13 protein-coding genes are annotated in these 15,376 nt (G+C 38.0%); 11 read left to right on the top strand and 2 right to left on the bottom strand.

Going from position 1 to position 15,376, the window contains the following annotated elements; translation table 11 throughout:
* Positions 1-3 precede the first annotated feature (3 nt).
* The 3 genes from FLM47_RS07865 to FLM47_RS07855 all read left to right on the top strand — a co-directional run bounded on the left by FLM47_RS07865 (position 4) and on the right by FLM47_RS07855 (position 4,709).
* The gene (locus FLM47_RS07865; RefSeq protein WP_138607334.1) at positions 4-933 is read left to right on the top strand and encodes a YeiH family protein; all 930 of its coding nucleotides are present in this window, start codon (positions 4-6) and stop codon (positions 931-933) included.
* A complete protein-coding gene (locus FLM47_RS07860) occupies positions 933-2,102 on the top strand; it encodes an endonuclease/exonuclease/phosphatase family protein (protein ID WP_178956090.1) in 1,170 nt (389 codons plus the stop codon). Before FLM47_RS07865 ends, FLM47_RS07860 begins: the two co-directional genes overlap by 1 nt.
* Before the next feature lie 105 nt (positions 2,103-2,207).
* On the top strand, positions 2,208-4,709 hold the full coding sequence (locus FLM47_RS07855) for a prolyl oligopeptidase family serine peptidase (RefSeq protein ID WP_178956089.1): 2,502 nt from the start codon (positions 2,208-2,210) through the stop codon (positions 4,707-4,709).
* Between the two features lie 42 nt (positions 4,710-4,751).
* Here FLM47_RS07855 and rrtA read toward each other — a convergent pair whose 3' ends face one another.
* Positions 4,752-5,339 (bottom strand): rhombosortase, encoded by a 588-nt coding sequence (rrtA, locus tag FLM47_RS07850; RefSeq protein WP_178956088.1) that lies wholly within the window; start codon positions 5,337-5,339, stop codon positions 4,752-4,754.
* Between the two features lie 95 nt (positions 5,340-5,434).
* On the opposite strand from rrtA, the gene ggt reads away from it, so the two are divergent.
* The 3 genes from ggt to FLM47_RS07835 all read left to right on the top strand — a co-directional run bounded on the left by ggt (position 5,435) and on the right by FLM47_RS07835 (position 10,079).
* Positions 5,435-7,213 carry a gamma-glutamyltransferase gene (gene ggt, locus FLM47_RS07845; RefSeq protein WP_178956087.1) on the top strand — a complete coding sequence of 593 codons (1,779 nt, stop codon included), beginning with the start codon at positions 5,435-5,437 and terminating at the stop codon, positions 7,211-7,213.
* A gap of 353 nt (positions 7,214-7,566) precedes the next feature.
* Positions 7,567-9,261 carry an NAD-dependent malic enzyme gene (locus tag FLM47_RS07840; RefSeq protein WP_178956086.1) on the top strand — a complete coding sequence of 565 codons (1,695 nt, stop codon included), beginning with the start codon at positions 7,567-7,569 and terminating at the stop codon, positions 9,259-9,261.
* Positions 9,262-9,368: 107 nt separating this feature from the next.
* Positions 9,369-10,079, top strand: coding sequence for an SIMPL domain-containing protein (locus tag FLM47_RS07835; RefSeq protein ID WP_138607324.1), 711 nt, complete (start codon positions 9,369-9,371; stop codon positions 10,077-10,079).
* Here FLM47_RS07835 and FLM47_RS07830 read toward each other — a convergent pair.
* On the bottom strand, positions 10,076-11,437 hold the full coding sequence (locus tag FLM47_RS07830) for a DUF2254 domain-containing protein (RefSeq protein WP_178956085.1): 1,362 nt from the start codon (positions 11,435-11,437) through the stop codon (positions 10,076-10,078). The two genes, FLM47_RS07835 and FLM47_RS07830, sit on opposite strands and share 4 nt — an antisense overlap.
* Before the next feature lie 122 nt (positions 11,438-11,559).
* On the opposite strand from FLM47_RS07830, the gene FLM47_RS07825 reads away from it, so the two are divergent.
* The 5 genes from FLM47_RS07825 to FLM47_RS07805 all read left to right on the top strand — a co-directional run bounded on the left by FLM47_RS07825 (position 11,560) and on the right by FLM47_RS07805 (position 15,269).
* On the top strand, positions 11,560-11,928 hold the full coding sequence (locus FLM47_RS07825; protein WP_138607320.1) for an MAPEG family protein: 369 nt from the start codon (positions 11,560-11,562) through the stop codon (positions 11,926-11,928).
* A 6-nt stretch (positions 11,929-11,934) separates the two neighbouring features.
* Entirely contained in the window at positions 11,935-12,831 is an 897-nt protein-coding gene (locus FLM47_RS07820; protein ID WP_178956084.1) for a transporter substrate-binding domain-containing protein, read from the top strand.
* A 6-nt stretch (positions 12,832-12,837) separates the two neighbouring features.
* On the top strand, positions 12,838-13,476 hold the full coding sequence (locus FLM47_RS07815) for a sulfotransferase (RefSeq protein WP_178956083.1): 639 nt from the start codon (positions 12,838-12,840) through the stop codon (positions 13,474-13,476).
* A 68-nt stretch (positions 13,477-13,544) separates the two neighbouring features.
* Positions 13,545-14,117 (top strand): tRNA-(ms[2]io[6]A)-hydroxylase, encoded by a 573-nt coding sequence (locus FLM47_RS07810; RefSeq protein ID WP_008114635.1) that lies wholly within the window; start codon positions 13,545-13,547, stop codon positions 14,115-14,117.
* Between the two features lie 183 nt (positions 14,118-14,300).
* Entirely contained in the window at positions 14,301-15,269 is a 969-nt protein-coding gene (locus tag FLM47_RS07805) for an ATP-dependent 6-phosphofructokinase (RefSeq protein ID WP_178956082.1), read from the top strand.
* The last annotated feature ends 107 nt before the right edge of the window (positions 15,270-15,376 follow it).

The following is a 15,376-nucleotide window of genomic DNA, read 5'->3' as shown; positions in this document are numbered from 1 at the left end:
GTGATGATTATCACTAAATTGCATAAGCCAATATTTATACTCTTACTCGCTTTGTGTATGACTCCTTTTTTAGGTGCTGGAAGTGCATTGGTTTTAGGCGCTATATTTGCTATTACCTTAGGCAACCCGTTTAGTGAGCTTTCTCAACAGGCCAGTAAAGTGATGCTTAAGCTTGCCGTTGTGGGCTTAGGCTTTGCTGTTGATTTTAATGAAGTAATTGAGGTAGGACGCAGCTCTTTAGTATTAACAATTGTTAGTATTACTGCCATAATCGGGTTTGGAGAGATTTTAACCCAAGTTTTTAAGCTTAATCGTAATACAGGCGTGCTAATTTCATTTGGTACCGCTATTTGCGGTGGCAGCGCCATTGCCGCTATGGCACCGGTTATAAAAGCTAAAGATCACGAAGTCGCTGTTGCCTTAGGGATTGTATTTTTACTTAATGGCGTGGGATTATTATTATTTCCCGCAATTGGGCATTATTTTGAGTTAACCCAACAGCAATTTGGTTTGTGGGCCGCATTAGCCATTCACGATACTAGCAGCGTAGTAGGGGCATCGGCTACTTATGGTGCTGTGGCACTGAGTATTGCCACTACGGTGAAATTGACCCGTGCGATGTGGATTATTCCTTATACAGCGGTTGCGGGAGTGTTTATGCGCTCTGATGAAAAGGCAAGTATTCCTTTATTTATTGTGGGCTTTTTATTAGCCGCATTAATAAATACTTATATGCCGTCGTTTTCATCCACATGGGAACTTATTAATAGTGCAGCTAAGCAATTATTAGTGGTTACACTGTTTTTAATTGGCAGTGGTTTGTCACTATCGGTTCTTAAGCAAGCAGGTATAAAGCCATTTTTGATGGCAATTACTTTGTGGGTTATAGTCAGCAGCACAATTTTATTATTAATTATAGATGGATTCATATAATGAAACGTAATCTTAGTATTACAGCAATCAGTAGTGTGTTATTTGCTGTTTTTTCTAGCAGCCCTGTATTGGCTGAATCGCTACGCGTAGCAACCTTTAATGTCAGTATGGATGCCACTAATTACACCGCTAAAAATGAACAAGTAAAAAGTGATGCACTGGTAAATGCACTGCGTTCAAACCACCAGCAAATTAAAAATATTGCTGAAATAATCCAGCGCGTCCGCCCAGATGTAGTACTACTCAATGAGTTTGACTACATTCCAAAAGAGCAAGGTATTGAGTATTTTAAAAGCCACTACTTAAATGTAGGGCAAAATAATCAAGCAGCAATTGATTACCCATACGTTTACATTGCCCCCGTTAATACCGGCTTAGCAACTGAGTTTGACTTAGACAATAACGGCAAAAAAACTGGGGTAATGGGTGATGCACAGGGCTTTGGTTTTTTTGAAGGCCATTACGCAATGGCGTTTTTATCTCGCTACCCGATTGATTTTGACAACATCAGAACATTACAAACCTTCAAGCACAAAGATTTACCTAATGTAAAAATGCCAGTTGACCCAAAAACCAATACCAATTGGTATAACGATGAAGAGTGGAATGCTTTACGTTTAAGCTCTAAATCTTTTTGGGATATACCCGTAAAAGTAAACGATAAAGTAGTCCATATGTTAGCGTCGCATCCAACACCGCCTGTGTTTGATGGCGATGAAGACAGAAATGGCATTCGTAACCATGATGAAATTAGGCTTATTGCCGATTACGTTAATAACGAAAGTTACCTTTATGATGATAATGGTAAAAAGGGTGGGCTTGCAGCAAAATCGCGATTTGTGATTTTAGGTGATCTAAATGCCGCACCTGAAGGTGATAAAAAGCGTACTAATACTACTGACCAAATACTTAAAAGCCCATTGATTAACGCCGGTTTTATTCCAACCAGTGAGGGCGCAAAAGAGCAATACCCGCAAGCTTATGCTAAAAACTATACCGCTAATTGGCAAGCACGCGTTGATTACGTACTCCCTTCAAATTATGGCTTAACCATAAAAGATGGTGGAGTTTTTTGGCCGAAAAAACAAAGCGAATTATATCGTTTAATTAAAGATAGAAATGCATCAAGCGACCACCGATTAGTCTGGCTTGATTTAACGGTTGAATAAACGGGTTACTCACCCCGATATCAGCGTTGTTTATCTTAAATAATTGCAATTATAAAGGTGCTTCTGCTTAAATATGGTTAATTATAATAACCGTCAAGAAGCACTATGATTTTTAAATTCTCATCTTCTAAAACACTTGTTGCAATCGCTGTTGCATCAAGTGTTATGTTAGCGGGTTGTACAGCAACCGCTACAACTTCTACTGACTCATCTATTCAAACAAATACCACCGTTGCTAGTGTTGTTAACACGCCCGCAGATTTGGGCGATTCAAAAATTACCCTTGAACAAGCGATGGCTCACCCTGATTGGATTGGACGCCAACCGCAAAGCGCATTTTGGAGTGCAGATTCAAGTACCATTATTTATGCGCGTAAGCAGCAAGGTAGTGAGCTAAGAGATTTATTCACTCAAGCTGTAAACTCACAAACAGCAGAGCAAGTGGCACTAGAAAAATTACACCGTGTTGGTTCAAGTAAAGCTGTTTTTTCTAACGATAAATCACTTCAAGCTTATGTGTTTGAGGGTAACGTATTTATCAAAAACGTAAAGTCAGGCGTAATTAAACAAATTACGCAAAGCTCTGCTACTGAGTCAAAACCACAGTTTTTAAACGATGGTAACTTAGCGTATCGTCAGGGTAATATCTTTTTCAAAGTGGATTTAACCACAGGTTTAACCCGCGAAATAGCCAATTTAAAACTCGCTGACAAACCACAAGGCGTAAAAGAACCATCAACTTATATTGCCAAAGAGCAACATAAGCTTATTGATTACATTGCACTGCAGCACAAAAATAAACAAGATAAGCATGAGCGTAAAGAGCAAGTAAAAGCTAATAACAGCTCAATTGCTAACACTCATTATTATTTAGGCGATGGCAACACGGTTGATGAAGCAGAGCTTTCTCCAAATGGCGATGCGTTAATTGTAGTCGTACAAGAAAAAAGCTCATGGCGTGGTGAAGGCGATATTATGCCTAATTACATCACTGATGATGCGACGATAGAGCCTAAAAAAGTTCGCCGCCGCGTAGCTGATTCTAAAGAGCAAACTTCTGAGCTTGTTTATATTAACCTTGCAGATCAAAGCCAAACCACATTAGGGTTCAATACTTTACCTGGTTTTGATGAAGATGTACTTGCTGAGGTTAAAAAAGAAAACTTCGCCCGTGAAGGTAAAACCTATAAATCTAAAAAACAACCTCGTGGTATAAACGTTATTTCAGATTGGGGTTGGAATCAATCACCCATCAGCTGGAACGATGATGGTAGCCAAGTAGCGATTATGCTTGAAGCATGGGATAACAAAGATCGTTGGTTAGCCACTGTAGATTTTGAAAATAACAAACTTGTGTCTCAACATCGTTTACATGACGATGCGTGGATTGCTTATGCCTTTAACGACTTTGGTTGGTTAAATAATTCCACTACCTTGTATTACTTATCAGAAGAGTCGGGCTATAGTCAACTTTATAAAAAGCCACTTGATGGTAAAGCCACTGCGCTTACCATGGGTAAATTTGAAGTATCTAATTTAACCCTTACTGATGACAATAGCGCTATTTACTATAAAGCGAATATTGAGCATCCAGGCCTTTACGAAATATACCGCGTTAATCTACAAACAGGTGATAGCGAGCAAGTAACAGACTTAAACGGCATGACGGATTACACCTTAAGCCCTGATCAGTCTAAGTTATTATTAAGACACTCTAAAATCACTATACCCACTGAGCTTTATGTGGCTGAGGCTAAAGCAAACACAACCGCAACTCGTTTAACTAACACGGTATCTGACGCGTTCTTAGCTAAAAAACTCACGGCGCCTAAAATTGTTGCTGTGCCTTCAAGCCATACAGATCAGCCAATATACGCCAAAGTTTATTACCCGGCTGATTACCAAGAAGGTGAAACAGGTAAAAACCGTAAAGCGGTTATTTTTAACCACGGTGCCGGTTACCTGCAAAATTCACACATGGGTTGGTCTGGTTACTTTCGCGAATTTATGTTTCATTCATTACTTGCCGATGAAGGTTACGTAGTGATGGATATGGATTACCGTGCTTCTAAAGGTTATGGCCGTGATTGGCGTACTGCTATTTACCGTCAAATGGGAACACCTGAAACACAAGATTTAGCTGACGGCGTAAAATGGATGGCTGAAAATGCCAACGTTGATACCCAAGCGGTAGGTACTTATGGTGGCTCATACGGTGGATTTATGACCTTTATGGCGTTATTTACCGCGCCAGATTTGTTTCAATCAGGAGCGGCGCTTCGCCCTGTGACTGATTGGGCACATTACAACACAGGCTATACCGCTAACATTTTGAATCACCCAGATGTTGACCCAATAGCTTATGAGCGTAGTTCACCTATTTACTATGCTGAAGGGCTTAAAAAGCATTTATTAATTAATGCGCCTATGGTTGATGATAATGTGTTCTTTCAAGATTCAGTGCGTTTAGTGCAGCGTTTAATAGAACTTGAGAAAGAAAACTTTGAAACAGCAATCTTCCCAGTAGAGCCGCATGGTTTTGTGCAGCCTTCGAGCTGGTTAGACGAATACCGTCGTATTTATAAGTTGTTTAAAGAAACACTATAAATAGCGGTAAATTAGTAAAAAACGCCACAATGTGGCGTTTTTTTATTCTTTATTTTTGCTGATTAATTTAATAATTAAAGGAACGCCCAACAATGCGCCGCCAATCGCGCCAATTAAATGAGCATCAACGGCCACCGTTGAGTTGATCAATGCGCCTATATCAGCACTAGGGCCATTTATTTGCTCTGCAATTAATTTTACCCAAACACCAATAAACAACACATAACCTGATTTAAGTCCAACAGTGACATCTTTTATGGCTCCCCAAATGATCACGCCATGCAATAGGGCACTAAGCCCTGTGTAAATTGTAATTGCGGGACAAAACCAAAAAACACCTAAGCCACACCACATAGCCAATGTGGCAATATTAAAACTATATCTGCTTGGCGAAGTATACTCACCATGCAATAACCAAATAAGCGCTATACCGGCACAATTCAGCCCTAAGTGCACCCAATTGGCGTGTACAAATTGGCTGGTAAACAAACGCCACAGTTGGCCTTGTTCAATCAGTTGACGATTAAATTCAAGTTCGTTGTTTATCCCCAGCCATGCTAAGAACGTACTTAATACGATTAAACATAAGGGAGGGAAAACATAGCGCGGCTGAAGAGGTAAATTAAGCATTTAGCGATCATTTTTATATTTATTTTTGCATATTGTGCCTGTTTAACTTTAAGATGCCAATTATCTTCCATGCAATTTAAGTTTATTAAGTGATTATGAATTTTAAGCTCAACTGTTTATTCGCACTGACTCTAAGTGCCTTGTCTTTTCCTTTGTTTGCACAAAACGCTAGCACAATTGAAACACGTGAACCTGAAGCGGCCACAGGTGTTGTACATAAGAAATTAGTGGCTGGCGATAAGTACATGGTAGCCGCCGCTAACCCGTATGCTTCACAAGCTGGTAAAGCCATTTTAGCGCAAGGCGGCAGTGCGGTTGATGCCGCTATTGCCACCCAATTAGTACTTACATTAGTTGAGCCGCAATCATCAGGTATTGGCGGTGGTACCTTTATGATGTATTACAATAAAGCGAATAATAAACTCACCAGCTTTGATGGCCGTGAAACCGCGCCGAGTAATGCCGATGAAAACCTGTTTTTAAATAAACACGGCAACGCAGTAAAATGGATTGAAGCGGTTGTAGGTGGACGCTCTGTAGGCGTACCCGGTATTTTACATGCATTTGCCAGCGCCCATAAACAGTACGGTTCTTTACCTTGGGCTAGCTTATTTGAACCTGCGATTAAACTTGCTGAACAAGGGTTTGAAGTATCGCCTCGGTTACATGGTTTACTGGTTAGACAATTAAACCCAGGCGTAATGAGTATGCCGGTGATTAATGAGTATTTTTTTCCTAATGGCAAAGTAATTGAAGTCGGCAGTATTAAAAAAAATCAGCCATTAGCTAATTTATATAAAGACATTGCTTCAAAAGGGATAGATGCGTTTTATAAAGGCGATAATGCCAAAGCTATGGTAAAAGCAGTACAGCAGTCAAAAATTGCGCCTGGTAAATTATCTGAGCAAGATCTTGCTAATTACAGCAGTAAAGAGCGTGCACCCGTTTGTATAAAATATCGAGTGTATAATGTGTGCTCGATGGCGCCGCCTAGTAGTGGCGGTATCTCAGTACTACAAATTTTAGGCTTGCTTGAACACAAAAACATGGCAAATATTAAAGCCAATAGCGCCGAGGCAATTCATTACTTTAGCCAAGCGTCACGTATTGCGTTTGCCGATCGTAATAAATATATTGGCGATCCTGACTTTACCCAAGTACCTACTCAAGAATTATTAAATAAAGACTATATTGCCACCCGCGCGAAATTAATTACTGAAAAAGATCAAAAAGCATTGCCAGGTAACCCTGTTGATCACTTAAGCTATGCAAACGATGATTCTTTTGAGCTGCCCTCTACCTCGCATGTATCAATTGTGGATAGCAAAGGAAACGCTGTTTCAATGACCAGCTCTATTGAAATGGCGTTTGGCTCAACAGTGATGGTTAATGGTTATATTTTAAATAATCAGCTGACTGATTTTTCACTTTCGCCACGTAAAAATGGCAAATTGGTGGCTAACAGGGTCGAAGCACATAAACGTCCGCGCAGCTCAATGTCTCCGGTGATGGTTTTTAACCAAGATGGCAGTTTACGTTTAGTAGTGGGTTCTCCTGGTGGGAGTCGTATTATTGATTATGTAGCGCAAGTTGTTATTGGCGTTTTAGATTGGGATTTAAATGCACAACAGGCCATTAATTTACCGCGTACAACTAATCGTAATGATTATACTAGCCTTGAAAAAGGTACTGAACTTGAAGCGCTTGTACCTAAGCTTAAAAAGCGCGGCCATGATGTGCGTGTCATTGACTTAAACTCAGGGCTGCATGCGGTAGAAGTTAAAAACAACCGCTTGTATGGCGCCGCCGATCCGCGCAGAGAAGGGATGGCGTTATCTGATTTAAGTAATAATAAAGCCTCATTTAAATTTTAAAACATGTATAATAAACAGCAGGTTTGCTGCCTGCTGTTTTAAATATAACAGATTAATAGTTAATAACTATTTGATTGAAAATAGCATGTTAACTAACGTAAAAAATTAGCAAATCTAAAAATAGCCGTCAGTGTTGTTACCATTAAAAAAGAAATCGTTTGTTTAATGTGCGTTTAATTTTTAAATCCACAATCGGCAGCTAACATATTCACCAAATATGAGTGGCTTTATACTAAAGTAGCGCTTGTATTTGAACATTTTCAATGGTCTGACAAGCTTAAATGTCATTGCAATTTAGCCTTTAACAATGATAATGGCAGATCATTATTTAAGATTCAGTAAAGCTTGGAAATATGACTACAAATACCGATCCTAATTATCTTTATATTCCTTATTCTGGCCCAGGCCTAATTGAAACCCCATTATTGAATAAAGGAAGTGCTTTTAGCCAAAAAGAACGTGAAAACTTTAATCTTGCAGGTTTACTTCCTCCTCGTTACGAAACAATAGAAGAACAAGTTGAGCGTTGTTACCAACAATACTCAAGTTTTAATGACAATTTAAATAAGCACATTTATTTACGCGCTATTCAAGACAATAACGAAACGCTTTACTATCGTTTAGTGCGTGATCATATTGAAGAAATGATGCCTATTATTTACACCCCAACTGTGGGTGATGCCTGTGAAAAATTTTCTGATATTTACCGCAGTGCACGTGGTTTGTTTATTTCCTATGAAGATCGTTTCCAAATCGACGATATTTTACGTAATGCCACTAAAGGTAAAGTTAAAGTTATCGTGGTTACCGATGGCGAACGTATTTTAGGTTTAGGTGACCAAGGTATTGGCGGTATGGGTATTCCAATTGGTAAGCTCTCTTTATATACCGCCTGTGGTGGTATTAGCCCAGCGTATACATTACCGGTTATGCTTGATGTAGGCACGAATAACGAAAAACTATTAAACGACCCAATGTACATGGGTGCACGCCATAAGCGTATTGCGCAAGATGAGTACGATGAGTTTTTAGATTTATTCATTAAAGCGGTTAAGCGTCGTTGGCCAAGCGTGTTACTGCAATTTGAAGACTTTGCACAACCAAATGCTATGCCATTATTAAAGCGTTACCGTAATGAAATTTGTAGCTTTAATGATGACATTCAAGGTACTGCATCGGTTACTGTGGGGTCTTTATTAGCAGCGTGTCGTGTTAAAGGCGCTAAACTTTCGACTCAAAAAGTTGTGTTTGTAGGCGCAGGATCTGCAGGCTGTGGTATTGCTGAACAAATTGTTAGCACTATGGTGGCCGAAGGTATCAGTGAAGCACAAGCTCGCAGCCAAGTATTTATGGTTGACCGTTTTGGTTTATTAACTGATGGCATGGAAGGCTTACGCGACTTCCAACAAATGTTAGCGCAACCAACGAGCTGCCTAGCCGATTGGACTTACAGCGGCGAATACGCGTCATTATTAGATGTAATGCACTGTGCAGAACCAGATATTTTAATTGGTGTATCAGGTCAACCGGGCTTATTCACTGAGCAAGTTATTCGCGCTATGCACGCAAACTGTGAAGCACCTATTATTTTCCCGTTAAGTAATCCATCTAAACAGGTAGAAGCTTACCCAAAAGATGTTATTAAATGGACTGATGGTAAAGCGATTGTAGCTACAGGTAGCCCATTTGAGCCTGTTGTTTATAACGGCGTTACTTACCCAATTCCTCAATGTAATAACAGCTACATTTTCCCAGGTATTGGCTTAGGTGTAATTGCTGCTAAAGCAACGCGTATTACCGATGCGATGCTAATAATGTCGAGTGAAATGTTGGCAGAGTCATCACCATTAGCTAATACGGGCAAAGGTAGCTTATTACCTGCGCTAACAGAAATTGAAACACTAAGTAAACGTATTGCATTTGCAGTCGCTAAAAAAGCAATTGAAGAGGGCGTTGCGCTTGAGATTTCAGATGATGCTCTGTGGGCAGCCATCGACAGAAACTACTGGTTACCAAAGTATCGTAACTACAAGCGTTGCAGCATTTAATGCTTCATTACTAAAAAACAGGCTTTTGCCTGTTTTTTTATGCTTGTTCATCTGCAATTAACCACATAAGGTGTTAACTAAGGCAATCAATTTAAAAGGATAGAACTATGAAAACACTTTCGATTTTAACGGCTGCTTTGCTAAGCACGTCAGCCTATGCAACTAATGCCCCTGAAGAGCCTCATATCTATGTAAAAGGTGAAGCATCGGTAACGACTATGCCAGATCATGTTTTATTAACAGTGGGTATTACGGAAATAGATAAAAACTTAATTGCCGCAAAAAAACAAACTGATACGACTATGGCCAGTGCAATTAGTTTAGTAAAAAAACTAGGCGTAGCTGATGCAGATATTAATGCTGGTCAAATCTCAATCTATCGTGATAATCAATATAACCGCGAAACAGGTAAGCAAGAGTTTACCGGGTTTAAAGTATCCAGAACGCTTACAATTAAACTCTCAGCGATTAATAAATACCCTGAGCTTTTACAAAGTTTAGTTAATAACGGTATTAATGAAATTAGACAAACGCAGTTTTTAGCGAGCAACTATGATGAGCTGCACAAAAAAGCACAAAAATTAGCTATTAAACAAGCTAAAGCAGCGGCAAAAGAGTTAAGTGCTGATTTTGATGTTGAATTGAAAGGCTTATATAGTGCGTCTTTAAGTCCGCTTGATATGCCATCAGTACCTTACATGCGCAGTGAAAAAGTAATGATGGCTGATGGTGCACCGAGTAACTATGTACCCGATGCATATCATGCTGGTGAAATTACAATAAGCGCATCAAGTTACGCAATTTATTATATTGATTAAGCGCTTATAGATGGGTGGCGCTCAAATCGTGCCACCAACTGCTTTCCTTGTGATTCACTAATACGCACAATGGCATACAGCATATTACTAATCTCTTGACGATCGTATTCGTTAACTATGTGCTGATTAATATCATCAACAATGGCATTTAAATAATTAAACACACTGTTTCGTGCATCCACATTCTCATTAGCAATAAATAAAATATTTTTAAATGCTTCAATAACGTTAGTCATTACATAGGCATCGGCTTTTGCATAATTGCGTAAAGGGGTGAAGTTATCATGAAGCAGTTCATCAAAACTGGTTTCATGAAAGTACAACAATGGTTGCTCATCTTTTTGATAGCATGAATAATTTATTGCATTAATCTTTAGTCGTTCTATTAATAATATACTGAGCATATCAATAGATTTAACGGCAGTACCCGGATCGTTTATTCCTGGGCTCATAGCTTTTACGGCAATTTCTGATATTTGTGTTAACCCATAGCGGTAATGGTCGCTAATGTATTCTTCTATATAAAAAATAAAACAATCTAAAATTTTCTCAATTAACTCTTCGTTCTCAGATATGTCCTTATTACACTTTAAAAACGGGTAACCTTTAACTGTAAAATAACCTTGCTTAACCGTAATAAACAGCTCAATATTTTCATCTGCTAGTAGGGCACATAATTTATTAGAATGAACCCCTTTGTAGTAACCCTCGGTTGTACTGTTTATTGAATGCCAGTTTGAAAACTCGGGAAAGTTATCAACGGGGTTTTCGTCTTGCATATTGATAATGTCTTGAATTTCTTTTTTTGTTTGCCTAAACAAGCCATTTAATACGTTATCTACTTGTATTGCTTTTGAAATAGAATGAATAAAAAATACAAATAATCCTAAAGATATTAACCCAAAAACAAGCGCAAACAATACGCCAAGTGAGGGAATCGCGGTATTACCATTATCGAGTTTGTTGATATTTATCAGCATTATTATTGAATAAATAATACTACCCAAATAAAACCCTAATACCATTTGGTGTGATTTACGGGTAATGAGCCCAGGAACAACTCGGGGGGATAAGCTAGCACTGGCTGAATTTAATACCACCATCACCATAGAAAAACTAAATACGGTTAACGAAATAATGCTGCCAGCGAGGGTGCTTAAAATGGTACGTGCGTTTTCTGCGCTATCAACTAATATAAATGAAATTAGTGATTTAAGTTTTCCGATGGGGGCTAAGTACTCGACTGACATTGTCAGTACGGCAAAAAATAAAAAAGCAACAGATAATAATGAGGGATAAAACCCAATACTGTTAATTATTTCGCGGTAGCTATTGGTTATTTTTGTTCTTAAATACATATTATCCTTACTTATTACGATACCAATCTATAAATCACTCTAGCATATTTGATACTAAAGTAAGTGATTTTACAGCTTAAGTTATGTGTTATTATTGCTTAAAAATTAAATGGAAAAATACTGTGATTATATCGAGTTATGCGGCTTTACTGGCACTATATTATATTTACCTGAGTATTAATGTTGTAAAAATACGCAAGTCTGAAGGCATTTCACTTGGTAATGGGAGTCATCCTGAGCTTGAACGTGCAACTCGAGCTCATGGGAATTTTATTGAGTATGTACCAATTAGCCTAATTTTACTCTTCTTATTAGAGTATCAAGGCTTAGCAAGTCATTATATGCATGCACTTGGCGGTTTGCTATTTATAAGCCGTGCACTTCATGGCTCAGCTATTAGTACTAACAATCTAAAAGCACGTGTATTAAGTATGATGATGACTTTTGCTATTCTTTTTGTAAGTTCCTTAATTTTATTGTTAAGTCGATAAATAAAGATGCGATTCGCTATTGTTTTTATAAGCTTATGTTTTGCCACTTCGTTGGCGTCATTTGTATGGGCAATAGAAAATGACAATAGCAATCAAAGTATTGATTGTTTAAATTATGTTTATCCAAAAACGATGCGAGTTGGTGAAGATGAAATTCTTTATCCGTTAGTTTTATTGAGAACGGCCTTACAATACAGCGGCGCAAAATATACATTAAAAGCATCGAGTATTTCTATGCCTCAAAGCCGCTCATTAAAACAAATTATACATAATGATGAAGTCAACGTTGCATGGACCATGACTTCACAGCAGCGAGAAAAAGAGCTATTGCCCGTAAGAGTGCCTATTTTTAAAGGTTTATACGGGTGGCGCTTATTGGTAACCACACAAAATAAGCTCAATAGTTTTTCAAGCATGAATAGTCTGAGCGATTTCAAACAAGTACATTTTATACAGGGACATGATTGGCCTGATACACAAATATTATTAGATAGCGGTTTACCTGTAGTAACATCAATTGAATACAGCTCTTTGTTTAATATGTTAATTAAAGGCAGGGGCGATGTATTTCCTCGTTCGTTGCTTGAGGTTGAAACGGAGCTAAATACCTTTAAAGGTGATGCAAAACTTACAACTCTTCCTCAGTTAATACTGCAATACCCAAGTGCAATTTACTTCTTTTTTAGTAAAGATACGCCCGAGTTGGCCTATGCTGTTGAAAATGGCTTAGCGGTCATGCGTAAAAATGGCGAGTTTGATCGCTTATTTAATGCGTATCATCGCAGTGCCATTGAGCACGCAGATATCAAAAATAAGATTATTATTAGATTAGAAAACAAAAACTTACCATTACTAACACCACTTGATAATACTTCACTTTGGTTTTCAGAAAAAGACATGTAAAACCCCATGAAACAAAAAATATTTATTATTGGCTTACCGCGAACCGGTACCACCAGTGTATGCAATGCATTTTTACATTTTGGTATACCAACTGCTCATACTGCATACACTACCGCCTGTTTTGATAATGCGGTCGCAATTGCAGACACTCCCATATTTAACGATTTTAAAGTATTAGATAAATACTATCCTGGCGCAAAATTTATATATTTAGAGCGAGAGCTTACTGCATGGATACCATCAATAAGACAGCTTTTACAGCGAATGCACACTAATTTAACCCGTGCAGATGGTGGCTTTAACATTCATTTAAAGCGCTGTTATTTAAATACATTTAAAGACTTTTCACTAGAGAATATAAATAACGACCAGTATTTAACTGATTGTTATAACGTACACATTAATAATGCTAAGGCTTATTTTAGTAATCGAGAAGATGATTTTTTAGCGATAGATATTGCCAACCCTAACAGTTTTAGTCAGCTTTGTGATTTTTTAAATATTACCTCTGAGTTAAATGGTTTTGAAAAAATGAATATGGGGGGTAAGGTCACCGCGTGGAATGATATAAAACATCCATTAAAAATTGAATCGACAGCGAAAGGGCGGATAGATAAATTTTTACCTTATGAGAGACAAATTTAAACCGCGAGCAAAGATTTTTATTTTTAAATACGCTAAAATCCACGCATTATTTTATAAGTTGTATCCATATGTTTGAATTAAAATACCACACGCCATTTGAATGGACCGAAGTTGTTTTAGCCGACTTTGAAACTTTTTTACAAGACCACGCTGCTGCTGAAAAAAAAGCATCGGGCATGGCTATGTCTATGCTTTCACATTACCCTGATAAGCGTAAATTAGTTAAAGCCATGACTGACTTAGCCTTAGAAGAGTTAATTCATTTCAAGCAAGTGCTGAAATTACTCATTGAGCGTGATACTAATTTAGGTGACGATAAAAAAGACCCTTACATTAAACAAATTCGCGCACACTTTAGACATGGTCGCGATGGTTTTTTAATGGACAGGCTACTTGTTGGCGGTGTAATTGAGGCGAGGGGACACGAACGTTTTTCTTTAGTTGCTGAAGCTTTACCTGAAGGAAAAGAAAAAGATTTTTATGTTGCGATAGCCAAGTCTGAAGAAAAACATAAAAATCTATTTGTTGAACTTGCTTACGAATACTTTGATAAACAAGAAGTTGATGATCGTTTAGAAGAGTTATTAATAATAGAAGCAGAAATTTGTAAAAATATACCGTTTACTGCTGCTCTACATTAATAGTTAACCACGGCATGTTGATAGCAAGTTAGCATGCCAATATAAATACTTCCCTCTATTGTTATGAAAAATATTGTTTAATAACGCATAACTAGATCAACTTAACTGCACTTAGTTAACACTGCCTAACAATAAACAGCTATTATCATTTTAATGTATAGCTTGCTTTAAGGACGTGAACCGATGCAACCAATTCATCATATTGCCGTGCTTACCTCTGGAGGTGATGCTCCGGGAATGAACACCGCTTTATTTGCCATCGTAAAAACCGCTCAACAACAAGGCATAAAAGTGTCAGGAGTTCGAAAAGGATATGAGGGTTTAATTGATAATGATTTAGTGACACTTGATTGTAAAAACCTGCAACAGAGTATGCACTTGGGTGGTACCGTTTTAAAAACCGCACGCAGTGAAAGATTTAGAACGGAGGCAGGTAGACAGCAAGCTTTAGCTACAATTGAACATAATAATATTGATGCCTTAATTGTCATAGGTGGCGATGGCTCTTTTAGAGGCTGTTTATGGTTATCACACATAACCAATATCCCTTATATTGGCATTCCTGGCACCATAGATAACGATATTGCAGGCACAGATTACACCTTAGGATTTGATACGGCAGTAAACACATCAATGCAATGTATTGATAATATTAGAGATACTGCAGAATCACATAATAGGGTGTTTGTTATTGAAGTTATGGGGCGTGATTCCGGATATATTGGCACTTATGCCGGTTTAACCTCTGGTGCAGATTCAGTATTGATCCCTGAAAATGACAAAGATATCGATGATTTATTGCTAAAGATTAGCGATTATCATAGCGAACACGCATTTATCGTGGTGGTATCTGAGGGCGATGAAAATGGTGTTGAATATGTATGTGAAAAAATAACTGCCGTAAATCCAAGTATAGATTTACGTGTAACCAAGCTAGGGCACTTACAGCGCGGCGGAAACCCATCGGCTGCGGATCGTATGTTAGCAATAAGATTAGGCGTACACAGTGTTAAGGCTTTATGTGCTGGAGAAAGCGCTAAAATGGTGGGTATTTTAAATAACACAGCTTCAAATACTCCTATTCAAGGTGTTGTAAAACAACATGTTATAAATGAAGAGCTGCAAGGGCTGTTATCTGTATTTTGTCGCTAACGACTAATTAAATGGGAATAATGAACAATGCGAGATAATAAAAATTATAAAATGACAATTATTAAAGGTATTACAATAAGTTTTTTATTAGCCGGTTCAACAGTCGT

Source organism: Pseudoalteromonas sp. Scap06, from assembly GCF_013394165.1.
Classification (GTDB): domain Bacteria; phylum Pseudomonadota; class Gammaproteobacteria; order Enterobacterales; family Alteromonadaceae; genus Pseudoalteromonas.
Note: the sequence above shows the minus strand (reverse complement) of the source record. Positions and strands in the feature narration are given on the sequence as shown.